Source organism: Micromonospora cynarisoli (assembly GCF_030518815.1).
Taxonomy (GTDB): domain Bacteria; phylum Actinomycetota; class Actinomycetes; order Mycobacteriales; family Micromonosporaceae; genus Micromonospora; species Micromonospora wenchangensis.
In genome coordinates this window covers 3,282,090-3,302,320 of record NZ_CP130426.1, presented here as the reverse complement: position 1 = coordinate 3,302,320, position 20,231 = coordinate 3,282,090, and the positions used below count along the sequence as shown (strand labels likewise).

Annotated in this window: 30 protein-coding genes; 4 read left to right on the top strand and 26 right to left on the bottom strand. The window is 71.7% G+C overall.

Annotated elements, in window-relative coordinates:
• Positions 1-57: 57 nt before the first annotated feature.
• The 3 genes from Q2K16_RS13885 to Q2K16_RS13875 all read right to left on the bottom strand — a co-directional run bounded on the left by Q2K16_RS13885 (position 58) and on the right by Q2K16_RS13875 (position 2,032).
• Positions 58-480, bottom strand: coding sequence for an HPF/RaiA family ribosome-associated protein (locus Q2K16_RS13885; protein ID WP_145921363.1), 423 nt, complete (start codon positions 478-480; stop codon positions 58-60).
• A gap of 451 nt (positions 481-931) precedes the next feature.
• On the bottom strand, positions 932-1,231 hold the full coding sequence (locus Q2K16_RS13880) for a hypothetical protein (RefSeq protein WP_302745862.1): 300 nt from the start codon (positions 1,229-1,231) through the stop codon (positions 932-934).
• Positions 1,232-1,621: 390 nt separating this feature from the next.
• Entirely contained in the window at positions 1,622-2,032 is a 411-nt protein-coding gene (locus Q2K16_RS13875; RefSeq protein WP_302745860.1) for a GntR family transcriptional regulator, read from the bottom strand.
• A 102-nt stretch (positions 2,033-2,134) separates the two neighbouring features.
• Between Q2K16_RS13875 and Q2K16_RS13870 the strand changes: the two genes are divergently transcribed.
• Entirely contained in the window at positions 2,135-2,329 is a 195-nt protein-coding gene (locus Q2K16_RS13870) for a hypothetical protein (protein ID WP_302745859.1), read from the top strand.
• A gap of 5 nt (positions 2,330-2,334) precedes the next feature.
• Positions 2,335-2,487: a hypothetical protein gene (locus tag Q2K16_RS13865; protein WP_302745858.1), complete on the top strand. Its 153-nt coding sequence runs from the start codon at positions 2,335-2,337 to the stop codon at positions 2,485-2,487.
• 51 nt (positions 2,488-2,538) lie between these two features.
• On the opposite strand, the gene Q2K16_RS13860 is transcribed toward Q2K16_RS13865, so the two are convergent.
• The 7 genes from Q2K16_RS13860 to Q2K16_RS13830 all read right to left on the bottom strand — a co-directional run bounded on the left by Q2K16_RS13860 (position 2,539) and on the right by Q2K16_RS13830 (position 6,837).
• Positions 2,539-2,814 (bottom strand): hypothetical protein, encoded by a 276-nt coding sequence (locus Q2K16_RS13860; RefSeq protein ID WP_302745856.1) that lies wholly within the window; start codon positions 2,812-2,814, stop codon positions 2,539-2,541.
• Positions 2,815-2,950: 136 nt separating this feature from the next.
• A complete protein-coding gene (locus Q2K16_RS13855; RefSeq protein ID WP_302745855.1) occupies positions 2,951-5,056 on the bottom strand; it encodes a cell division protein FtsK in 2,106 nt (701 codons plus the stop codon).
• A 62-nt stretch (positions 5,057-5,118) separates the two neighbouring features.
• Positions 5,119-5,280 carry a hypothetical protein gene (locus Q2K16_RS13850; protein ID WP_302745853.1) on the bottom strand — a complete coding sequence of 54 codons (162 nt, stop codon included), beginning with the start codon at positions 5,278-5,280 and terminating at the stop codon, positions 5,119-5,121.
• Positions 5,277-6,233: a hypothetical protein gene (locus tag Q2K16_RS13845; RefSeq protein ID WP_302745852.1), complete on the bottom strand. Its 957-nt coding sequence runs from the start codon at positions 6,231-6,233 to the stop codon at positions 5,277-5,279. The genes Q2K16_RS13850 and Q2K16_RS13845 overlap by 4 nt, the downstream gene beginning before the upstream one ends.
• Positions 6,230-6,418: a hypothetical protein gene (locus tag Q2K16_RS13840; RefSeq protein ID WP_302745851.1), complete on the bottom strand. Its 189-nt coding sequence runs from the start codon at positions 6,416-6,418 to the stop codon at positions 6,230-6,232. Before Q2K16_RS13840 ends, Q2K16_RS13845 begins: the two co-directional genes overlap by 4 nt.
• Complete coding sequence (locus tag Q2K16_RS13835) at positions 6,418-6,570, bottom strand: hypothetical protein (RefSeq protein WP_302745850.1); 153 nt, start codon at positions 6,568-6,570, stop codon at positions 6,418-6,420. The genes Q2K16_RS13840 and Q2K16_RS13835 overlap by 1 nt, the downstream gene beginning before the upstream one ends.
• 78 nt (positions 6,571-6,648) lie before the next feature.
• Positions 6,649-6,837 carry a hypothetical protein gene (locus tag Q2K16_RS13830; protein WP_302745849.1) on the bottom strand — a complete coding sequence of 63 codons (189 nt, stop codon included), beginning with the start codon at positions 6,835-6,837 and terminating at the stop codon, positions 6,649-6,651.
• Between the two features lie 176 nt (positions 6,838-7,013).
• Between Q2K16_RS13830 and Q2K16_RS13825 the strand changes: the two genes are divergently transcribed.
• Positions 7,014-7,298, top strand: coding sequence for a hypothetical protein (locus tag Q2K16_RS13825; protein WP_302745848.1), 285 nt, complete (start codon positions 7,014-7,016; stop codon positions 7,296-7,298).
• Positions 7,299-7,446: 148 nt separating this feature from the next.
• Entirely contained in the window at positions 7,447-7,620 is a 174-nt protein-coding gene (locus tag Q2K16_RS13820) for a hypothetical protein (protein ID WP_302745847.1), read from the top strand.
• A 157-nt stretch (positions 7,621-7,777) separates the two neighbouring features.
• Here Q2K16_RS13820 and Q2K16_RS13815 read toward each other — a convergent pair whose 3' ends face one another.
• From Q2K16_RS13815 to Q2K16_RS13740, 16 genes are all read right to left on the bottom strand, one after another.
• Positions 7,778-7,963, bottom strand: coding sequence for a hypothetical protein (locus Q2K16_RS13815; protein ID WP_302745846.1), 186 nt, complete (start codon positions 7,961-7,963; stop codon positions 7,778-7,780).
• 73 nt (positions 7,964-8,036) lie between these two features.
• The gene (locus Q2K16_RS13810) at positions 8,037-8,288 is read right to left on the bottom strand and encodes a hypothetical protein (protein ID WP_302745845.1); all 252 of its coding nucleotides are present in this window, start codon (positions 8,286-8,288) and stop codon (positions 8,037-8,039) included.
• Positions 8,285-8,569, bottom strand: a complete 285-nt coding sequence (locus Q2K16_RS13805) for a hypothetical protein (RefSeq protein WP_302745843.1) — start codon at positions 8,567-8,569, stop codon at positions 8,285-8,287. The genes Q2K16_RS13810 and Q2K16_RS13805 overlap by 4 nt, the downstream gene beginning before the upstream one ends.
• Positions 8,566-9,489, bottom strand: a complete 924-nt coding sequence (locus tag Q2K16_RS13800) for a hypothetical protein (RefSeq protein ID WP_302745842.1) — start codon at positions 9,487-9,489, stop codon at positions 8,566-8,568. The genes Q2K16_RS13805 and Q2K16_RS13800 overlap by 4 nt, the downstream gene beginning before the upstream one ends.
• Before the next feature lie 8 nt (positions 9,490-9,497).
• On the bottom strand, positions 9,498-9,962 hold the full coding sequence (locus tag Q2K16_RS13795; protein ID WP_302740157.1) for a hypothetical protein: 465 nt from the start codon (positions 9,960-9,962) through the stop codon (positions 9,498-9,500).
• A gap of 8 nt (positions 9,963-9,970) precedes the next feature.
• Positions 9,971-12,754, bottom strand: a complete 2,784-nt coding sequence (locus tag Q2K16_RS13790; protein WP_302745840.1) for a hypothetical protein — start codon at positions 12,752-12,754, stop codon at positions 9,971-9,973.
• Between the two features lie 12 nt (positions 12,755-12,766).
• Positions 12,767-15,223, bottom strand: coding sequence for a coiled-coil domain-containing protein (locus Q2K16_RS13785; protein WP_302745838.1), 2,457 nt, complete (start codon positions 15,221-15,223; stop codon positions 12,767-12,769).
• Positions 15,224-15,252: 29 nt separating this feature from the next.
• Positions 15,253-15,438, bottom strand: coding sequence for a hypothetical protein (locus Q2K16_RS13780; RefSeq protein WP_302746476.1), 186 nt, complete (start codon positions 15,436-15,438; stop codon positions 15,253-15,255).
• Positions 15,432-15,992 carry a DUF7426 family protein gene (locus Q2K16_RS13775; RefSeq protein ID WP_302745837.1) on the bottom strand — a complete coding sequence of 187 codons (561 nt, stop codon included), beginning with the start codon at positions 15,990-15,992 and terminating at the stop codon, positions 15,432-15,434. The genes Q2K16_RS13780 and Q2K16_RS13775 overlap by 7 nt, the downstream gene beginning before the upstream one ends.
• Entirely contained in the window at positions 15,992-16,723 is a 732-nt protein-coding gene (locus tag Q2K16_RS13770) for a phage tail tube protein (protein ID WP_302745836.1), read from the bottom strand. Before Q2K16_RS13770 ends, Q2K16_RS13775 begins: the two co-directional genes overlap by 1 nt.
• A gap of 14 nt (positions 16,724-16,737) precedes the next feature.
• Positions 16,738-17,184, bottom strand: a complete 447-nt coding sequence (locus Q2K16_RS13765; protein ID WP_302745835.1) for a minor capsid protein — start codon at positions 17,182-17,184, stop codon at positions 16,738-16,740.
• Positions 17,171-17,530 carry a hypothetical protein gene (locus Q2K16_RS13760; protein ID WP_302745833.1) on the bottom strand — a complete coding sequence of 120 codons (360 nt, stop codon included), beginning with the start codon at positions 17,528-17,530 and terminating at the stop codon, positions 17,171-17,173. Before Q2K16_RS13760 ends, Q2K16_RS13765 begins: the two co-directional genes overlap by 14 nt.
• Positions 17,531-17,532: 2 nt before the next feature.
• On the bottom strand, positions 17,533-17,880 hold the full coding sequence (locus Q2K16_RS13755; RefSeq protein WP_302745832.1) for a hypothetical protein: 348 nt from the start codon (positions 17,878-17,880) through the stop codon (positions 17,533-17,535).
• Positions 17,881-17,883: 3 nt separating this feature from the next.
• On the bottom strand, positions 17,884-18,567 hold the full coding sequence (locus tag Q2K16_RS13750; protein WP_302745831.1) for a hypothetical protein: 684 nt from the start codon (positions 18,565-18,567) through the stop codon (positions 17,884-17,886).
• A gap of 14 nt (positions 18,568-18,581) precedes the next feature.
• On the bottom strand, positions 18,582-19,634 hold the full coding sequence (locus Q2K16_RS13745) for a glycine-rich domain-containing protein (protein WP_302745830.1): 1,053 nt from the start codon (positions 19,632-19,634) through the stop codon (positions 18,582-18,584).
• A gap of 16 nt (positions 19,635-19,650) precedes the next feature.
• Positions 19,651-20,229 (bottom strand): hypothetical protein, encoded by a 579-nt coding sequence (locus Q2K16_RS13740; protein ID WP_302745829.1) that lies wholly within the window; start codon positions 20,227-20,229, stop codon positions 19,651-19,653.
• Between the last annotated feature and the right edge of the window lie 2 nt (positions 20,230-20,231).

Below are 20,231 nucleotides of genomic sequence, written 5' to 3'. Positions count from 1 at the left end.
GCAGCCCCGCGCCGAGCCGTTCCCCTCCGGTGGGGAAGGGAACGGCCCGGTGGCCGGTCAGGCGGTCTCGGCGTCCACCCGGTCGAGGTTCCCGTCGGCGTCGAGATCCGGCGCGGGGGTGGGCTGGGCCATCTCCCGGATGTGCTTGTTGTGCCGGGGCTCCTGCTTGGTCTTGGCGTCGTTGAGCTTGCGGCGCAGGTCGTCCCGGGCGTCGTTGAGGGCGGCCCGCAGGTCCTCCTCGCTCGACGTGGTGACGATCTTCTGCCGGCCGGCGATCCAGCACTCCAGGGTGACCTTCTGCCCGCGTGCCTCCCGGTCCTTGACCGACACCTCCAGCTCGGTGGCGTCGGCGTGGAAGGCGGCCAGCCGGGCGTCCAGGGTGCCGAACTGCTCGACGATCCAGTTCCGGTCGCCCTGGGAGAAGCCCGCGCCCATCCGCAGGCACTCGGCCACGGTCGCCGGGTTCGCCACCGCGCTCATCGCCGCACCTCCCGCTCGGTGCGGACGGAGCCGGTCGTACGCAACGGGGTCCGAATCATCAGCGTTGCCTTTCTCGTCGGACGTCGTGCCTGGTGGTGCTGGGTGATCAACTCTTTACCCAACCGGGGTCGACCTCACTCCGGGTGACGCCACCTTCCGCCATGTCGTCGTGACGCGAGGGGTGGGGCCGGCCCTGTCCCCTGATCCTCGCGCCGGCCGGTCGGGCCACCCAGGGCCTGATGGCCTAGCACACCGGGACCTTGATCAGGTGGTCGTCCACAGGCGCTCCGGTCGTCCACAGGACGGGGTCGGAGCCTCGCGTCGCCGTGCCGTACCGGCCAGGCTCGGTCCCGAGTCGACTCGCCATCACATCCACAGGCCCCTGGGAGGGGACGATGTTCGATACCTACGTCACGATCGTGAGGCATCACAAAGTGCTATTAGCGGTGAGTTACCTGCTCAGGCGGCGGGCGATGCTTCGGAACGCGGCTGCGGTCTCCGGATCTACCCGGGTGGGCAGCGGGTAGACGTTGGGTCCGTACGTGCGGGGTTCGGCGGCCTCCCGCGTACCGCCGACCTCCCCGGCGCGGATGAGGTGGCTGGCGGTCATCCAGAGGACCAGGTCGCCGAGGGCGAGCACGATCAGTTCGGCGAGGGCTGGCCTGATGGCGGTGAAGGCGTAGACGGTGAGGGCGGCGAAGAGGAGCAGGGCGGTGGCGGCGATGGTGACGCCGAGGCGGTGCATGAGCATCTCCGATCGGTGGAGCAGGGGAGGGTGATCGGAGGTCGGGTGCGGTCCGGCCTCCTGGTAGGTGGGTGGCACCTCCTGGTGGTCCGATGGCCGGGACTGCGGGACGGGGGTTGCTGCAGGTCCGGCTGTGTGGATCGGACTACTGTACGAGATCAGCAGTTCGTATGTGAGATGTCTATGAGGGTGGTATGAACCGACGCGTCGTGCAATTTGCACGGCGTGTGCCCAGTCGCCTGCCGCCCGTAGCAACGCATAGACGTGCGCCTCTGGCATGTGGGGCCGTATGGGGCATGTCGGGCGGGTTGTGTCGGCTGGGCGACGGCGGGATCTGCGGATCGTGACACCGGGGACGGGTCGGACAGCCGTTGTCAAGATCGCCGATCTTGACGGCTACTTGGCGACCAACTCGACCCGGTCCGCACGGTAGGTGCCGCGCAGCCGGCCGCCGACCGTCACCACGATCACCGCCGTCATCGCCCCTGGTGCGATCTCCAACTCGCGCCGGTCCGCCTCAGTTGGCATGCGCACCCGGACCCGGCCACCCCGCGGCACCGACACGACCGTCGGCTGCTCCTGCTCCACCACGCGGGCACCGTAGCCGCGCTCCATGACAATCAGGCCCTCGTCGCGGAGTACCCGCAGCGCACGGCGAACGGTGCCCAGGCCGACCCCGGCCTCCTGGCTGATGCGCAGCATGGACGGCAGGAGGTCTCCTGGGCCGGGCTGGCCGGCGGCGATCTGCTCGCGGAGCAGGTCGGCGAGTTGCCGGTACGCGGCTCGCTCGGCCGCGAAGTTGATCACCTGGTAGACGGTATGTCCGGCGCGGGGCCTGGCCTCTCACGGCCTTAGGATCCTAAGCTCTTCTAGCTGCGGAGAGTTGCAGGTCCCACACCGGGAGGCATCATGCGCGAGCGGTCCAGCGACGGCCCCTGCCCACCGGCGCATCCGGTCGCCCACGGCCGGCCGCCCACCCCGGACGGCGACCGCGTCCCCCGCCCCCCGGCGCCGCCCGCCCCAGCCCGCTGGCCAGGCTGGGTGATCGCCGCCGTGGTCCTGGTCCTCACGGTGGCCGGCATCGCCGGGTGGTGGCAGCGGTGACCGGGATGGCGGACGACATCGGCCAGGGCGGCGACCCGGCCGTCGCATCGGTCATCGTCCAGGTGCACCAGCGGTGCCCGGCCTGCGCGGCGGGTCGGTGCGAGACCGGGCGGTGGGCGGCCGAACTGCTCGCCCGGGTGCGGGCCGACCGGACCTGAGCACACGACAGCCCCCGACCACGCCGGTCGGGGGCTGCGTCGCGTCAGGGGTCAGCGGCCGGCCTGGCGTACCCGGGCGAACCGGTTCCACACCCGCCGGCCCACCCGCAGCCGGGCGCCTGAGCCCTTGCAGCGGCGGCACGGCCGCCACACCTTCGAGTCGGCGCGGGTGAACCGGCCGCGGCCCTCGCATCGGCCGCATCGGGTGAACGGCCACCAGGCGCACGACGCGGCGTAGCCGACTGCGGCGAGCGCCAGAGCGGCCAGGAGCCAGCCCCACGGCATGGGGTGCTCCGGGGTGGCGGTAGCGGCGATCAGGGGTCTCACGGGGCCTCCAGGGCGGGTTTCGGCGGGTGCAGGCTGGGTGGTGCTACGTGCTACCTGCCGGGGTTTCCGCAGGTCGCGGCCCCCCGGCGGGTAGCGGCGGCCGGTAGCAGTCGTGCTACCGGTAACGCGGCGGCTGCTACCTGGCTTCGATCTCCCGGCGCTGGATTGCGGCATCGATTGACGCCCTGTCGCACCCCTGACCCTTGCCGGACTCGAAGTGCTCCGGGTCGTGGACGGTCTTCCCGGTGACGCCGAGCTTGCGGACCATGGCGCTGATCGCCTGGGGGGTGATGTCGGCGTACGCCTCCGGGTAGACCTCCCGCAGTCGGGCCGCCAGGGCCGGCCACGAGATGGTGGCCTTCCCGGCGTAGAAGACGTTCCGCACGTCGGCGAGCACGTCCCGGGCTTCCCTGGTCATCTCCTCGCCGGCCGCCTCACCGGACAGGGTGCCGAGGTGCTCGCGGTGGGCGCGAGCGGCGTGCAGGATCCGTTCGGCGTCGACGTGGGTGGCGAAGAACGTGCGCACCGTCGGGGTGTCGTCGGTGACCCCATACAGGTAGCCGACGCCCCGGTACTCGTCGCCCACCGGCAGGCTGGACGCGTCGAAGCCCTCGGCGTAGGCGTCACCGCCGAGGACCGCCTCGGACACGATCCGGTTGCCGCACTTGAGCGCGAACCGGGCGGCATGGTTGTCCCGGTACCGGTTGAACAGCCGACCCACGTCTCCGGCGCCGACCCCGGATGGCTTCTGGCTGGACGACAGCAGGATCACGCCGGCGGACGGGCCGGTCGCGAGGATCCGCGACAGCATCGCCGCGATCTCCTTGTTGGTGTCCTGGTCCTCGGTCTCGAAGTAGACCTGGAACTCCTCCATGACCAGCAGCCAGACCCGCAGGTCCGGGTAGCGCGGGTCGCGGGCCAGTTCCTCGGTGAGCTTTCCCTCGGGGCACACGTCGGCGGGCAGCTGCGACAGCACCTGGTTGACCCGGTCGATGTGCTTGAGGATCTCCCGCAGGGCGGCGAGCAGGTGCTCGACGGGGTCGTTGTCGCGGGGGTTCGGGTGGGTGCCGAAGATGATGCGGTGCGCGACCAGCCGGAACTTGTCCCAGTCGGGCGAGTTCTTGCCGTCGACGACGATGAGCTTCACCCACGGGTCGAGGGCGGCGTGCAGGGCGAGTAGGCGGGCGGAGAACGTCTTGCCCTTGCGGGGCTGGGCCCCGACCAGCACCGACGTCCACATCAGCGACAGCTCGACGAGACGGTCGCGTTCGTCCTTGCCGAACTTCACGGGCCGCCAGATGCTGCGCGGCTTGCAGTCCAGCAGCGGGGTCCGGCCGACGGGCACGGCCAGGGGGTCACGGTCGGCGACGAACAGCAGATGGCGGCGGTTCGACGACTTGTCGCGGGTGAGGAACACCTGGTTCTCGTGCACGTCCAGCCCTGATGCGAGCTTCTCCTTGGCGTTGACCACGTCGGACCAGCTCTTGCCGTACGGCAGGTCCACCAGCACCTGCGAGCCGGTTTCGCGCTGGTCGCGGGCCATGGGGCCGCCGAACTCGATCTGCTGGTCGCGCTTGTCGGGGTGGCCGAGGCCGGCGGCGTAGTAGGCGCGCAGCACGATGTCGGAGCTGAGCTTGCGGTACCTGTGCGCGACGACGGCTGGCTGCACGATCGGCCGGGTGTTCGGCCGGCCGTAGTGGGCGAGGACAGGCACCAGGGCGGTGCCGGTGGTGAGGACCACCCAGCCGGGGGCGGCGGCGAGCATGCCGAGCGCCACGAGCAGCAGCACGGCCTCGCCGGCCAGGACGGTGCCGCGGTAGAGGCGGGTGGCCTTGGCCTGCCGGTGCAGCTGCATGAAGGTGGCGGGGTCGTTGTTGGTGGCGGCGGCCTGCTCCAGCGGGTACTGGTCGGTGAACCACCACCAGCGGATCTGCCGTCCCGTGAGTCGGGCTACACCGACCACGGACCACAGCAGGGCGAGGGCGGCGTACCGGGGGGACCGGACCGCGTGGTAGGCGGCGATGTGGCCGGCGACCTCGGCCTTGCGGCGGATGGTGGCCTTGATGCTGTCGCGTCCTCGCCACTGCGCGGGGATGACCGGCCGCAGGGAGTCGTCGGTGGTGACGACGTCGACGTAGACGGGCTTGCGGGTGTCCGGCTCGTCGTCGAGGGCGATCTCGAAGTGGGTGTCGTGCGGTTCGGCCGGCGTGCGCTGGCCGGGGATCTGCGGCTCGTCGGCCACGGCTACTCCTTGCTGGTCGTGGGTGCGGTGCCCGGCCACATCGGGCCGGGCACCGCGGTGGGTCAGTTCTGCGGGTCGGTGGCGGCGATGCGGTCCAGTTCGGCCGCGAGGTGCGGCAGGCCGGCGTCCCGGATCTGGTCGCGGACCTCGGCGTGCCGCTGCGGGTCGCCCTTCGCGGCGGTCAGGTCCCGCTCCAGGTCACGGATGTCGGTGGGCTTCTTCACGGCCGGCCTCCCGTCCGCAGCGCCTTCTCGTGGCGGTACAGCTGGTCGACCAACGCGGTGGACGCCCGCCACCGGCGACCGGTCAGCGCCTCACGCATCCGTCGGCGGAACTCCCGCAGGCTCGGCGGGTCCTCGTCCACCTCGGCGGCGGCGTACACCTCGGCGGCCAGTAGTTGCAGGGCCTTGTCGTCGGGGGTGCCGTAGCCGTCGCTCCCCTGCGCCGTACCCGTGCCGTCAGGCGTGCCACCAGCGATAACAGCCGGAACGGTGAGCGAGTCAAGCAGCCCCCGAATGTCGTCGTCGGAGATCAGGCCGAACGACGGCAGCTCCCCGGCCGGCACGGTGTCGGCGCTGTCGGCGGCACGGTCCATCGACGCCGCCTCGTAGGCCCGGCGGGCGGCGTCGACCTCCGCGTGTGCCTTCACGCGGGAGCGGTACTCCCGGGCCGTGTGCTGTGCGCCGACCGCCTCACCCATGGCCTTCACCTCGTCGACGGCCCGCGCTACCGCGACGGCGTCGCGGCCCCGGGACCGCACCAGGTCGACCTTCCGCTGGGCGTCGTCGGTGATCCGCACGGCGGCCGTGGACATGGCCATCTGCAAGGTCAGCTTGCCGAGCACGGGGATGACCGCGCCGATGACGGCGATGGGAACGGTCGTGGCGGTCAGGCCGTGGACGAGCACGGCGGCGACGGACACCACCAGCAGCACCCAGCCGAGGATCGTGGGGGTGCGGGAAGCGGACGCGGACCGGCGGTGCGCCCGCTCGTGCAGCATCGCGGACACCCACACGAGGTCGAACAGGGCTCCGGCGCTGTACGCCACCCACGCGGGGGCCTGGGTGGCGAGCAGACCGCCGACGGCCACGAGGGTCCAGGCGACGGCGAGCGTGATCAGGGCGGCCGGCAGACCCCACAGAATGCCGGTCTGGATCGTGTTGGCGCGACTGGTCATCGGGCCACCACCTTCGTGCGGGTCGCGGCCGGGCGCTGCACCGGTGCGGGCGCCGGCTCGGCGTGCTGGGTGCGGATCGCGGCGGCGGTGCGGTTGGCGTGGCCCTCGACCAGGCGGCGGGCCACCAGCGCCGGGCCACCGATGGCGACGGGACCGCCGAGCAGGATCAGCAGCAGGTGTTCCATCAGGACTCCAGGGAGATCGGGACGCACATGCCGCCCGCACCGACGTTCGGCGAGCAGGGGTGCGTCGTGTGGTTGGTGTAGGCGGCCAGGCCGGCCAGCAGCGCGCAGACGGCGACGGTGCGGTAGACCCAGCGGTCGATACGGGCACGCACGGGGGTGCTCCTCACGGGAGAGGTGGGCAGGCTGAGGGGGCCCGGCGGCGCGGGGAAGTCGCCGCCGGGCGGGGTGGGTCAGCGCTTGCGCTTGGTGGCGTCGCGGCGGCCGATGCCGGCCAACGTCGCGTCCCGCGTCTGGGTCGCCGTCGGGTACGTGGCGCGCGGGTCGTTGACCGGCCGGGCCTGGCCGTAGGCGGCCTCGCCGATCGCCGGGTCGTACTCGGGGGGCTGCGCCGGGGGGCGCGCACGGTGGAAGATGCTCATGGGTCGGACCTCCTGTGTCCGATCAAGGCCCCCGGTCGGCGTTGCAGTCGCCTCCCGGGGGCCGCCCCGTTTTCGGGGGTGGCTTGCCTGACAACCCGACTGTAGTGGGTGCCTTGTCAGGACGTCAAGGTACCCACTACAGTCGGGTTTGCAAGGGCACCCCTTACGATCACGAGGTGGAGAATCCGTTGGCCGACATCGACAACATCGAGCGCATCACCGACCCCGCCGAGCGGGCTAGACAGGCAGGTCAGCGGCTCGGCGAGATCCCCGCGTGGCAGGCCCGGCTACGGAAGATCCGCCAGGAGGCCGTGCAGGAGATGAAGGCCCGACCCATGAGCTACGCCGAGATCGGCAAGGAGTTGGGCGGCCTGCACCGCAACCGCATCCAGCAGATCCTGGAGGGCCGCCCGGGTGGCGGCAAGGGCGGCAAGGTCGCGCCCGAGGCGGACTCCGCCTGACCCGAGACACGACGAAGCGCCCCCATCGCCGCGAGGCAGTGGGGGCGCTGTCGTTGGCCCGGAGGTTGGTGTAGTGGGAGGGTTGTCAGATTGCCTAGGTACCCACTACACTATGAGTATCAGCAGGGAGCGACCAGGGGAGTCAGCCATGAAGGTCACCAGGAAGCCCGAAGCCACCGAGCGGGAGCAGCGCCTCATCGACCAGGCCGGACGCACCGCCGAACTGTTCAAGCAGGTGAGTCCCGAGAGCCCGCTCCGCCAGCGGATGCTCGACCGCTACGACCGGATCGTCGACGAGTTGGGCTACGACCCCATCAGCTGACCGGGACGGGGGCCAGTCACCCGGCCCCCACCACCCACCCGGCACGCGCTTTCCTGCCCGAACGCACTGCGGCCCCGCCCTCCACCAGGGAGAGCGGGGCCGCTGCCGTTTGGTCGGCACCACCCGGGACGTCACCGGGAGCGCCGCAGAGAGGATCTTACCGGTCGGTCTGGTCGGTCGGCGCGTTCGGGACCACGTACACCCCGAGCGCGCCGAGGACCGCCAGGGCGACGGTGATGCCCTCGGTGGCGGTCAGGACGTCGTCGCCCATCGCCACGGTGAGGGCGACCCCACCAGCAACGACGGCGGCCACGATGGTCTTGGCGTAGCGGGCGATCCGCATGGATACCTCCAGGTACGACGGAGCCCGGACCGGGGTGGTCCAGGCTGAGGGATTGCGCTTTCCTGCCCCGCGATCAGGGGCAGCCGAACTCGCGACGGAGCTGGGCGATCGAGTCGGCAATGCGCTGGCCCGCCGGCGTAACCGGCCGCGACTCCTGGTACGCGTCATCGAGGGCGACGACCACCCCGCACCAGCGCCGCTCAGACTCGCGCCGGGCATCCTCGGCCACCCCCGCCGACCGGGACGCCGACACCAGGGCCAGCCCCGCCGCCAGGACGGCCGTCACCAGCACCACGACCAGGACCTGCCAGCCGCGCCACGTCACCCCGGATCACCCGCCCCGGACGGCGCCGCTGACGGCGATGATGGCGACGGCGACGAGGACGGCGACGACGGAGAGGACGATCCGGCCGAGGTGTTCGCCTCCCGCCGCAGGCCGATCACCCCGCCCACGGCCGGCCCGGTCAGCAGGGTGACCGCGGCGACCAGCAGCGCCTCGGACGCCCGGCCGGGTGGCACCACCACGGTCTGATGGACGATCACCCCCAGGCCAACCGTGACGCAGCCGAGGTCCCGCAGCGCCCGGGTGAGTTGCTCCAGCCTCACTCACGTGCCTGCCCCAGGCGGGCGCTCAGCTCGTCGACGACCTGGTCGGCCGTCAGCTCACCTGTCTGCCAGCGGCCGATCAGGGCGAGGATCTCCGCCCGCTCGGCGGCGGCCTGGGCGTCGCGCTGCCGCTCGTCGGCCTCGACGGCGTTGATCCGGGCGATGATGGCCTGGGTGTCGAGGCCTTGGACCGCGCCGAGTAGCGCCGCCTGCATGGTGGCCATCTGGGTGGCGAGGCTCTTCAGCGTCGGGTGTGCCGGGGTGTAGGGCGTGCCGGCCTTGGCCAGGGCGTCGTCGGTGCCCATGGTGGCGCGGGTGTAGATCTGGCCGATGGGGTTACGGCCGTCGAGGACGGTCAGGTTCTTGTGGACCGTCTCCAGCCAGGCGTGCTCTTCGGGGGTCAAGTCCGGTCCCTTCAGTAGGCCGATCTCGGTGAGGTAGCGCCGGAACAGCGGGGTCTGATCCCGCCCAGCGCGGATCGCGTCACGGAAGAAGCTGAAGTGGGTGTGCCACAGGTGCGAGTCGTCGCCGGAGCTGCGCTTGCCCAGCCGGTCCCACCGCCTGACGACCTTGCCGTCGGGCGAATAGATGATCTCCCTGATGTCCCGGGTGTCCGGCGCGTTCGCCCGGCACTGGCCGACGCACCAGGTGGAGAACGTCCGCAGGTTGTGGGTGACACCCCCGACGCGGATGCTGAACGTGCCGACGTCCAGCCCGGCGGCGTAGAGGGTGAGGCCGGTCCGGTCCCGGGACGACTCCACCACCGAGTAGTCGTTGTTCACGACCCGGTCGGAGCCGCAGTGGTAGCCGCCCCGGTGGGCCGGATCACCGACGATCCCCACCGCCGCCGGGTCGAGGCCCTTGATGGTGTCGAGCAGGAGCCGGCGGACCGCCAGCAGGTTGGCCGGTGCGGTGGTCATGGCAGCTCCTACGGGTGCAGCAGGATCGACAGGCAGGTGTGCCGGGCGTTGAGGCGGACGTTGGACGTCGACGGGGTGATCGACGCGCGCAGGCCGAACGAGTGCGACCCGGCGGCCAGGGCGAACGGCCACGACGCACCAGGCGTCAGCCGCATGTCCGTGACGTTGCCCGGGTCGAACAGCGCCTGCGGGGCACCGGTCGGGATGGCCCCGTCGATGGTCAGGTCCAGGGTCGCCGCGGTGACCGTGGCCGACGTGGTGAGCTGAAAATCGCCCTGCCACACGGCCAGTCCAACCATGCCGCCCTCCGGCACCACGATGGACGTGGTGCCGGAGCTGTACCCCGGGGTGACGTTGGTCAGGGTGAGGTCCGTGGCCGTCGTCGTCAGGGTGTAGTTCGAGCCCAACTGGAGCTGGAACGCCACCGGGTTGAGCCTGCTCGGGGTGATGTAGTCCCCGGCGTCCGTCGTCATATCTCTCCTCAGAGGGGTGCTACAGCCGGCTGCCACACCTGCACCGGAGTGCCGGCCGGCCAGGACCTCTCGACGCCGTTGACGGCGCGGGCGGACACGGTCGCGGTCTGCGGGCTGGACGAGCCGGCAATCGCCGACACCGTCACCCGCTCGCCACCCACCGCCAGGTCCAGAGGCATCGCCGACGCCTTGGTGGTCCAGAGGCCCGCCGTCGACGCCAGGGACAGGGTCGTCGGGTCAAAGACCCGCACGTCATCCCAGGTGACGACCGGTGCGACGTTGGTGTTGCCGGTGCCGAGGATCGCCCGGCACGCCTGCCGGCCGGCGGTCAGCGCCGAATCCGTGCCGGTGCAGTCCCAGGTGGTCGGCTCCGGGTCGGTGGCCAGCCACACGCGCATCGCCAGCAGGGTGCCCCGGGCGCGGGCCCGCATCCGCAGGGCGGCGCCGGGGGCGAGGGCGGTCTGGGTCTTGCCGATGGTGCTCTGCACGCCCGCGACGCGCTTCTCGATACCGGCCCAGATGCTTTGGTCAGGCCGCAGCTCCACCACGTACAGGTACGTGTTGTTGTTGTCGGTCCACCTGAGCCCCAGCATGGGCTGGATGTCGCCGTCAACGGCGAGCGGTGCGGTGATCGTGGCGACCATGTCCGCGTCGGCGCGGCTGGTCCCGACGATGGCCCGGCGGGACACGAGCACGGTGCCCAGGGCCATGCGGCCGACCCCGCCGGAGGCGCTGTAGTCCGATGCGGTGCCCTCCACCGTCCAGGAGCCGCCAACGTCGGCGGTCGGCCAGGACGAGGCGGCGGTGGCCGCGAATCCGGCGGACACCACGGTCGCGCCGGCCAGGTCGGTGTCAGCCGCCAGCGTCGACCCGTCCGTCGCCGCCCGCCGCGCCCCGCCGGCCGTAGCGACCTGCCACGGAGCGGCCGGCACCACGGACATGCTCGCCCGCCACGACTGCCGCCCCCGGAACGTCTCGCTCGCGCCGACAACCAGCTGGTCGATGACGCCCGGGACCGCCTGAGGCGGCGGGTTGACCACCTGGATGCGCGACCCGGGCCGGCAGGCCACCCACGCGGCAGCCAGCTCCCGCGAGCTGCCCAGGTTGATGCCGACCGACGGGTATCGGGGCTCTGCGACCGTGGACTGCCGCAGCCGCCAGCCGGCCTGGTCCGCCAACGGGGCGTCGCTGGCCAGGTTGAGGTTGGCGCTGGCCTCGATCCGCCCCTGCACGGCGATCGACGCCGGGTCGTCGGCCGTCGCCGAACTGCCCTCGGTCCGCTCGACCGTCCAGGAGTTGCGCAGGAGCTGGTCGTCGTCAGTCGGCTCGAACGCGCCGGCCAACTGCCTGGCGTCGGCGTCGATCGTGAGCGTCACCGGCGCGTTGTACCGGGCCGCCCGAGGCAGGTACGCCAGCCCAAACCCGGACTCGTAGAGGAGCCCACCGTCGGCCGCCTCGCACTCCTCATACAGCGGCATCGGCGTCGACTGCGGCTGCCAGCCCATCCGCTGGTACGACCACAGCGGCACCGTCGGCATCGTCAGCGGCACGCCATCCTCGGCGGCCAGGCGCCGCAAGCGATCACCCGCCGACTCGTTCTGAAAGGAGCGCCTCGCCTCGCGCACGAACACCCCGGCAGCATCAACGCTGCTGGTAGGCACCGCTTCCACCGGCAGGGGCGCACGCGCCCACACGGCGACATGTCCGGCGAGCAGCTCGGCGGTGGCGGTCGCTGAGGCGGGATTGACCGCCACCGACAGGACGCCGCCAAGCTGGCCGGAGAACGTCGTCGATCCCGGGAGGTTGGTCGCCGGGCCGCCGTCCAGGCGCACGGTCACCGTGCCCGCCGACACCGATGCCGACACCCCGTAGCTGACGAAGGTCGATGTCGTCGACCCGTAGTCGATCAGGGTGGTCGGGGCTCCGGCGACGTTGTAGCCGATGACCTGGGTGCGGCTGAGGGTCGTCATCTTGAGCTGCCATCGCCGGTACGTGCCGCTGTCGCACGTCCACTCCATGAGGACCGTGTCGCTCGGCAGGGTGGAGTAGTCGGCCCTGATCGCCGCATGGACCGTCCATGCGCCAGCAGCGGTAGCGGTGACCGCGGCGGCCGGCAGGGCGGCGGCGAGCTGGCCGCCGCCGGAGAGGTCAGCCAGGGCGGCCGTGCCGTACCGGGTGACCGTGATTCCCTCGTACGAGTAGTCCGGGACCCGTTTGAACTCGACGATCCCGGACACCCTCAGCGGGCCCTGTCCGGCGATGGCTGCGGCGGCCTGCTGGGAGAGCACCCCGTCTTCGGCGGGCCAGTACGCGACCGGCCCGGTGGCGGAGAACGTCCGGAACATCGGCGACCTGGCGGGCGGGGAGCCGCGGTTGATGCGGCCGAGGATGCCGACGGCCTCGATGCGGGCCAGGGCCATCTCGGCGGACCGGCCGGGCCAGGTCAGCGGCCACCGCCGGATGTAGCCGGAGAAGCGGTTGCGCCAGGCGACGCCGTCGCCCAGGTCGATGTCGACCGAGATGGGCGTCCACTTACGCACGTTCGGCCAGTACGGCGACATCGGATGACCGCTGGTGAACCTGCCGTCCGTGTTCTTGAGGGTGAGGGCGAGGGTGGACGTCTCCGGCTGGTCCGCCCCCTGCGACCGGCCCCAACTGATCGCCACGTCCTCCGAGATGTGCCACCACTCGGTGACGTCCGTCCACGTCCAAGTCGCCGGGTCCGCCGCGATGGCCGCCCCGAACGCAATCCGGACCCGGACCTCCAGCGGGTCGCCGGTCAGATACGACACTCCCTCTCCCTCCTACGCCGTGGACCCGATGACGCGCTGCACGTTGCCGCCGCCGAGCGAGACCCGCTCCCGCAGCACCACGACCAGGTCGGAGCCGCGCGCGACCAGCTCTCCGGTGATGCGTAGTTCGCTGTGTCCGCCGAGGTTGCCGAGCTTGGACAGCGGGATGACCGCCTCGTCCTGGCCGCCCTCGCCGACGACCGCCAGCCGGCCGCCGGGGGTGGCCCGGACGATGCCGCCCTGCGCCAGGTACGGGATGTTCGGCGTGCTGAGGGTGACCGACGGGATCTGCTGGCCAAATGCCGTACCGCCGCCGATCGTGAACGAAAGGTTATTCCAGTGAGAGATGATGCGATTCGCGGTCGACTTGAAAGACGCCCAGAGCCCATTCCACATTCCCGACGTAGCCCGGGAGATGCGTTTCGGCAAGCCGCCGAAGAATGACACGACCGAATTGAACGCGCCGACCACGTCATTCTTGAATGCGACGATCCGGCCGCCCCACTCCTGAGCCTTGGTGACCCAGCCGCTGACCCTGCTGATCCACTTCGCCACGGTCGGAATGCCCTCAGTTGCCAGCCAGATCCCAAAGTCCTTGATCCGGTCGATCCACTCGCGGATCTTCTCCCGATTCTCGGGGTCTTTGAACCATTTGGCGACGCTGTCCAGGGACTCCCGCAGCCCCACCCAGGGCGACGTGCTGATGCTCTTCTCCTCGAAGAGGATGGACATGATCGACCCGAAGATGGAGCCGACGTCACGACCCATGTCGAAGATGTCGTGCAGGAAGTCGCCGGCCTGCTTGAAGAAGCCCTCCAGCTTCCCGCTCTTGTCGGCCGACTTGATCCACGCCGAGAAGTCGTCGATGAGCCCGCCCAGCTCATCACCAAGGACGTCCAAGAACGGCCCGGCGGCCTTGGACAGCCGGCCAAAAGCATCCATGAACGGCCCGGTCAAGGAGCGGCCGACCCGGTCGATCAGCTTCTGCACCGACTCGATCCCGGCGCTGATGTTGGCGATGAACTCGGGCTTCTTGGCCGACTGGGAGAAGTTCTTGAACAGGCCGTTGAACATGGTGGCCATGCCGCCGAGCCGGTCGTGCAGGGTGGGCAGCCACGCCGACGCGAGCGACTTGATTTCCCCACCGACGCCCGCGAACAGCCGCTGCTGCACGTCCAGACGCAGGCTCTCCCAGGCCGGCTTGAGGCTCTTGATCGCGGCCACGACCTCCCGGGCCGCCGGCGCGAGCTTGATCATCTCGGAGGCGGCACCACCGCCCCCGCCGGCCGGCTTGCGGGCCTCGGCCAGGGCGTGCTCGGCGTCCTCGACGGCCTCGACCGCGCGCCGCTGCCGCTCCAGGGCGGCCGACACCTGGTCCGACCCGTCGACCCCGAGGCGCTTGGCCCGCTCCTGCTCCCGGGTCAGGTCCTCGGTCGAGTCCTTGGCGGCCTCGGTGGCCAGCTTGGCCCGCTCGTACGCCAACTCCGCCCGCCTGATGGCCGCCGGCTGCTCCTTCTGCGCCTTGAGCAGGTCTTCGGTGGCCTCCTGGATGGCTCGGACGTCGCCGCTCATCTTGGCCCTGTTGAGCTTGTCCTCGGCGTCGCGGACCATGTTCTGCGCGTCGGCCAGCTCCTGCTGGGCCTCCTTCTCACGCTCGGCCGCCTCCAGCTCGGACAGCCTGGCCTCTCGCAGCTCCCGGTTGAGGTCGGACAGCCGCTCGACCTCGTCCGCGCGGGCGCGGTTGACGGCCTCCTGAGCAGCCACCACCTCCCGCTGAGCGTTAGCCAGGGCGCGCTGGGCCTGGTAGATCTGCCACGTCTTGTCGACTGCGGCCCCGCCCGAGCCGGCCGTCTCCTTGAAGGCATCCGACAGGCCGTGGAAACCCAACATCAACGTGCCGATGGCTGCCCCACCGCCGACGGCAAGAGCGGGCAGGCTGCCCAGTACTCCGCCGAGCAGGGACACGGCGGGCACGGCGACGCCCACTGCCGCCACCAGGCCCAAGATCGCGGGGATCAGGTTCCACACGTTCGTGAGGATGTTGGTGGCAGCGGTACCCACGTTGGACAGCGCCGACCGCAGCGAGTCGAGCCCGCCCCGGGCACCCCCGCTGGCCGCCTGGCCCAGCTCCGTGCCGGCCTTGACGAACTTTCCCCGCGCATCCCGCAGCCGGCCATCGGCCCCTCGGTAGACACCGTCACCCAGGGCCTCGCCGGCTTCCTCGCCGGCCTTGATGAACCGGCCCCGCGAGTCCCTCAGCTTGCCGGCGGCGTCGCGGCTGAACTTCTCCCCGCCGCCCGCACCGCCCGCGCCGATCGCGGTACCCATCGCCTGGCCGGTGGCGGTGGCGTCCCGCTCCATCCGCCGGCCGGCCTGGCGGACGTCCCGCTCACCCTCATCCAGGCCGCGCTTCAGCCTGGTGTTGTCGGTCTTGAGGATCGCGGCCAGCTCGCCGAGGATCAGGGCCACCGCGATCACCGCCAGCGGTCAGGCCGGGCTCACCCCGGCGTCGTGGATGGGGGTGGGGCGAGCGCCCGATGCAGCCGGGTATCGGCCGACAGGAGGCCGAGGATGCGGGCCTCCAGCCACCGCCAGGAGCGGCGACGCATGAGGCCGCGGTTGTCGACGTCGATCCCGTACTCGGAGTGCAGATCAGCCTCGACGATGAGCCAGTGGGTCAGGATCTCCGACCACGTGACCGTCTCGCCCGACCGTTCCCGCCGGACTTCGGCCGGGAACTCGTACCACTCGAAGAGCCCGGTGACCTCGTCGCGGAATCCGCGCCCGTACTGGTCTTCCGGTCGTTCGCCCGGCGCTCGGCCCGGTTCCCCGGGCCACGTGCTTCCGGGCGGCCTCCGGAGGTCCAATAGCGCTCCGCCTGGTCCTCGCCGCCCACGATCCACACGTACGCGGTCTGGGCGCAGAACTGGATGTACGGGTCCGGGATGCCGTCCCGCATCATCTCGGCGTGCATCTCGCCGAGTAAGAGCTGCTCGAATTCGAGCCGCTCGGCCCCCGGCAGGGGCGGCAGCTCCGCCGCCCGTACCCGCGCCCGCGTGGTCGCCTCGGCCAGCTCCTCGTCGGTGCTGGCTGCGCCGGCCTCGCCGGCCATGAGCGCGATCCGACGGCACCAGATGCCCAGCTCGGCCGACGGTAGCGGCAGGGTGTAGAGCTTGCCGCGTACCGTCAGCTTGAGTCCGGGATCGAGGTAGTCGTCGAGGTCCGAAAATTGGGCCATCAGGCGTACAGGAAGTTGTCGGCGGCGGTGTTCGCGCTGGTCCCGCCGGGGGTGGTGACCAGGACGTCGACCGAGCCGGCGGTCTTGGCCGGGCTGATCGCGATGATCAGCGTGTCGGACACGACGCGGAAGCTGGTGGCGGCGGTGCCGCCGAACGTGACCGCGGTCGCGCCGGTCAGCTTGCGGCCCCGGATCTCCACGATGGTGCCGCCGGCCGTACCGCCACCGGTCGGGGCCAGCGAGGCCACCACGGGCAGCGTGCTGGCGTTGGGGTTGGTGATCGCGACCCGGGCACCCTGCCCGCTGAGGCGAACGCTGACGGTGTCGCGGCCCTTGCCGCCGTCCGGGGTCCAGTCGACCAGGCAGCGGCCGTCCCAGGCCTCACCGACGCCGCTGCGGTCGTACCAGCGGACGTGGGCCTCGCCGGTCATGGCGTCGGCCGCCTCGGACTTGACCCGCAGGTGCTCCTGCACGGCGAGCATGGTCAAGCCGTCCGGGCCCGTCCGGTGGATGAGCTTGATCTCCAGCGCCCACTCGCTGCCGGTGACGGCCCGGCGCATCGCCCCGGCGTCGTCGTACGCCTCGTCGTCCTCTCGACGCGGCGTGAAGACGGTCTTGAGTTCCTCCATGCCCAACAGCGGCTGCCAGTCGGCGGTCCCCGACGGGTTGAGGTCGATCTCGACTGCGAACCGACGCGCGAGCGCGGTGAGACTGCTGACGGGGCTGGTCACGATGGCCTCCAGGCTCAGATGGTGCGGTTATTGGTCGGCCTCATGGCCTCGACGTAGTAGTTGTGCGACATCTCCCACCGGCTGTTGCCGTCCGCGCCCAGAGCGGCGTACGACTGCCGGTAGATGTCCACCACGGCAATCCCGCCGAGGGTCAGCCGGCCGGCGCTGTCGAGCAGCTCAAAGACGCTGTCGGCCAGGTCCTCGACGACCCTGGGGTCCGAGGTGCCACGGAGGCGGATCTGCACACCCTGGGTGATGTCGGCCAGGCCCGGCGTGCTGGACACCGGGTACGGGGCGAGCGTGATGATCCGGTCCGGGCTGGTCGGGATGCCCCGGATGACGATGCCCACCTCGCTGGCCTGGTAGCCGCCGGTGGGCCGCCAAATGGCGATGCCAGCGGCAGCGATGTGCTGCGCCAGGCCGGCCAGCAGGCGCGAGGTCCAGCCATCACCGGTCGCCACGGCCACCTCCCAGCGTGCCTTGGATGGGGCCGGCGATCAGGGCCAGCAGCGTGTCCCGCTCGTTGTTGAGCGGATCCTCGAGGTATTTCGCCTTTCGGCCCTCGTCGTGCCTGTACGACAGCTCCTCGTGCTGCCGCACGGCGTAAATCGTGTCGAAGCTGACGGCCGCTCGGAGGTCGTCCCGGTCGACCGAGGCGGTGCCGGACCGCTCCAGCGTCGCCTCCTCAATCGGGACCTCGGTCCGGGACACTTGGAGGAGGTGTTCGGCACCGAGGGTGAGCCCGGTGGCCTCGTCGCCCTCGATGAGGGCCAGGATCTCGTCGCCATTCCAGTGGACGTCCGCCACGGCTACTCCAGGGACAGCTCGACGTGCTCCGGCAGGTCCAGGCCGTGGTCCTCCATGACGCTGACCGCGAGCACCTTCGCGGTGCGGCCGGTCCACGGGAGGGTCACCAGCGACCCGGGCGGGGCGACCGTGCCCATCGGTGCGAACACCGTGGTGGAGCTGGCCGCCTCAGCGCCCTCGGCGTCCTGCGTTTGCACGACGACCCGGCGGGTGGTGTCGTCGACGACGCACGGGCCCACGTCGACGGGGGCGGCGTACTCGTCGCCGTACGCGCCGGAGCCCTCGTACGCCTGCATCTGCACGGTCCTCGGGGCAGGGATGAACAGCTCGCAGAACTCTTCCCAGGTCACAGGTCACCTGCTCTGCGGGCCGTGGCCGGTCAGACCGGCGGCCTGAAGGACCGTCCACGCCTGCTCCCAGAGGCTGCCGATCCGGACCGGCTTGTCGTCGCTGCTCGCGGCCTGGACGGTGAGGCGGCCGATGCTGAACCCGCCTTGCCGGCTGCCCCCGAGCCCGGTGGTGTTGCCGCTGCCGAGGTTGCCGGCGACCTGCTCCAGCGTGGCCTCGCGCAGTGCGGTGACCACCGCCGGATCGGTCGGGTCGTAGACCGCACACAGCAGCGCCCGGTCCACATCCCTCGACGCCCGGACGAGCAGCTGCACCGCGTTGGTCGGCGTCCGGCCGAGGTGCTCGGCCAGCTCCGCCACGGTGGCGTAGGAGCCTCCCACCGGCGGGGACTGCTCGACCACCGTCACGATGTCCGTGGCGGTGACCGTGTCCGCCTGGGCGTCGGTGCCCGACCAGATCACCGCGTAGTCGCTTGCGGCCAGGTCAGCGGGCACCGTCCACCGGTAGGTGTCCAGGCCCGTGGCGACGTGCACGACCCCGGTGGAGGTGGGCCCGACGACCGCCACCCCGCCGCCGGCCGGGCGGATCTCGATCGTCACCCCGCTCACCAGGGAAGCCGGGCCGCCCGGGTAGTCGAGCCACTCCACGGTCAGGGTGACCGTGCGGCCCTGGATCACGCTGTACGCCACGACCAGGCCGCCCTTCAGAAGCTCGTGACCACGTAGACGATGCCGCCCGCGCCGTCGCCACCCTTGCCGGAGGCGTTGCCGTTGAGGCTGGCCCCACCGCCCCCACCGCCGCCGCCGTAGTTGGCCCCGTTGGCACCGGCCTGGGCTGCTCCGGTGATGGACGCGGCACCACCACCGCCACCCGCTCCGCCGTTCGGCGTGCCCGCCGGTGCGGCATCACCCGTGGTGGGCAGCGCACCCCCGGCCACACCGGCAGTGCCGGCAGTCGAGGTGGTGGTGCCGCCGGCCGGGACACCACCGTTGCTGGCGACGTCGGCTGCGGTGATGCCCCCGCCCGCGCCGCCCGGGCCCGCGCCCGCGTTCAGAAACACTGCGGAAGGGACCGCCCCGGTGGCGGAGGCGGCACCGCCCGTCGCGCCGCCGTGGGGGGCGGAGAAGCCGCCGGTGCCGCCGGAACCGGAAGCCCCGCCCGCTCCACCGCCGGTCGAGCCGATCCGGGCGAACGTCCCGAACGCCGACGGGCCACCGCTGCCGCCGGCCGTGCCGCTGGTGTCGTTGGCCGTGACCGCCGCCCCGCCCGTACCGCCCGCGCCGACCGTCACGGCCACCGTGGACGGCAGCACCGAGGCGGGGATGGTGGCGATGAGGCGGCCACTGGAGCCGCCACCACCGCCACCGACCCGGGCCGTGCCGGCGGCACCGCGACGGCCGGAGCCGCCACCGCCACCGCCGGAGATCAGGACCACCGCGACGGCCCGCGCGCCGGCCGGCATCGTCCAGGTGCCGTTGCTCGTGAACGCCTGCACGTCGGTGGCGGCGGGTGCGGTGACGTTGAAACGCGGGTCGTCCCCGGCCGCCACCGTGCCCGCCGCCGATCCGACCGCGCGGGTCGCCGCCGAGCCCAGGCCCAGATTCGTGCGGGCATCTGCCGCGCTGGCCAGGTCGGCCAGGTTGGCCGCACGCTGTGCCGAGGCGGCGATGGCGGCAGCCTGGGCGGCGTCGGCCTTCGCCTGCGCCCCGGCCGGCGTCTCCTTGGTCGGGTCGCCGCCGGTGTAGCCGGTCGCCATCACACCCCCCGGCGCGTCAGGTGAGGACGACGTACGGCACGAACTGCTTCGCCGTCGGCGTCGCGATCGTGGCCGGTGCCGTCGTGGTCAGGCTCGACCCCGACGCCTGGCTCAGCGCCCGCTCCCCGGTCACGATCGCCGGAGCCGCCACGGTGCCCAGCAGCGTCGGCGTCGTGGACGCCGCGACCATGAGCCCCACGAAGTACAGCCCCGTCCGCTGGACGGTGTACGCCGACGCCAACGGCTTGGTGATCGTGGTGTTCGCCGCGAGTGCCGCCGACGTGCCGTCCGCCGACTGGCCGATCAGCGCGCCGGCCTCGTCGTACAGGGCGAACCACTGGTTGGTGATCGTGGCCCCCGCGGTCGCGCCGGTGCGGACCGCGATGTTCGTGATGACGTCGCCCTGGCGCAGCCAGATCGGGACGGAGGTCATCACCCCGCTCGCCAGGGCGGCCTGCCCGGTGTCACTGGCGGAGTCGTACAGGCCGGTTCGGGGCAGGTTGCGCCGGAAGAACGTGTCCGGGCTGGCCGGGTCCGCCGCGTTGACGTGCGTCAGGGCGTCGCGGACGTTGCCCCTGTAGCCGCCGAGCTGCATGG

Coding starts and splice junctions, on each gene's coding strand:
- Q2K16_RS13885 (WP_145921363.1), bottom strand. CDS start 480: ATGAGCGCGGTGGCGAACCCGGCGACCGTGGCCGAGTGCCTGCGGATG.
- Q2K16_RS13880 (WP_302745862.1), bottom strand. CDS start 1,231: ATGCTCATGCACCGCCTCGGCGTCACCATCGCCGCCACCGCCCTGCTC.
- Q2K16_RS13870 (WP_302745859.1), top strand. CDS start 2,135: ATGCGCGAGCGGTCCAGCGACGGCCCCTGCCCACCGGCGCATCCGGTC.
- Q2K16_RS13865 (WP_302745858.1), top strand. CDS start 2,335: ATGGCGGACGACATCGGCCAGGGCGGCGACCCGGCCGTCGCATCGGTC.
- Q2K16_RS13845 (WP_302745852.1), bottom strand. CDS start 6,233: ATGACCAGTCGCGCCAACACGATCCAGACCGGCATTCTGTGGGGTCTG.
- Q2K16_RS13840 (WP_302745851.1), bottom strand. CDS start 6,418: ATGGAACACCTGCTGCTGATCCTGCTCGGCGGTCCCGTCGCCATCGGT.
- Q2K16_RS13830 (WP_302745849.1), bottom strand. CDS start 6,837: ATGAGCATCTTCCACCGTGCGCGCCCCCCGGCGCAGCCCCCCGAGTAC.
- Q2K16_RS13820 (WP_302745847.1), top strand. CDS start 7,447: ATGAAGGTCACCAGGAAGCCCGAAGCCACCGAGCGGGAGCAGCGCCTC.
- Q2K16_RS13815 (WP_302745846.1), bottom strand. CDS start 7,963: ATGCGGATCGCCCGCTACGCCAAGACCATCGTGGCCGCCGTCGTTGCT.
- Q2K16_RS13800 (WP_302745842.1), bottom strand. CDS start 9,489: ATGACCACCGCACCGGCCAACCTGCTGGCGGTCCGCCGGCTCCTGCTC.
- Q2K16_RS13795 (WP_302740157.1), bottom strand. CDS start 9,962: ATGACGACGGACGCCGGGGACTACATCACCCCGAGCAGGCTCAACCCG.
- Q2K16_RS13775 (WP_302745837.1), bottom strand. CDS start 15,992: ATGGCCCAATTTTCGGACCTCGACGACTACCTCGATCCCGGACTCAAG.
- Q2K16_RS13745 (WP_302745830.1), bottom strand. CDS start 19,634: ATGGCGACCGGCTACACCGGCGGCGACCCGACCAAGGAGACGCCGGCC.
- Q2K16_RS13740 (WP_302745829.1), bottom strand. CDS start 20,229: ATGCAGCTCGGCGGCTACAGGGGCAACGTCCGCGACGCCCTGACGCAC.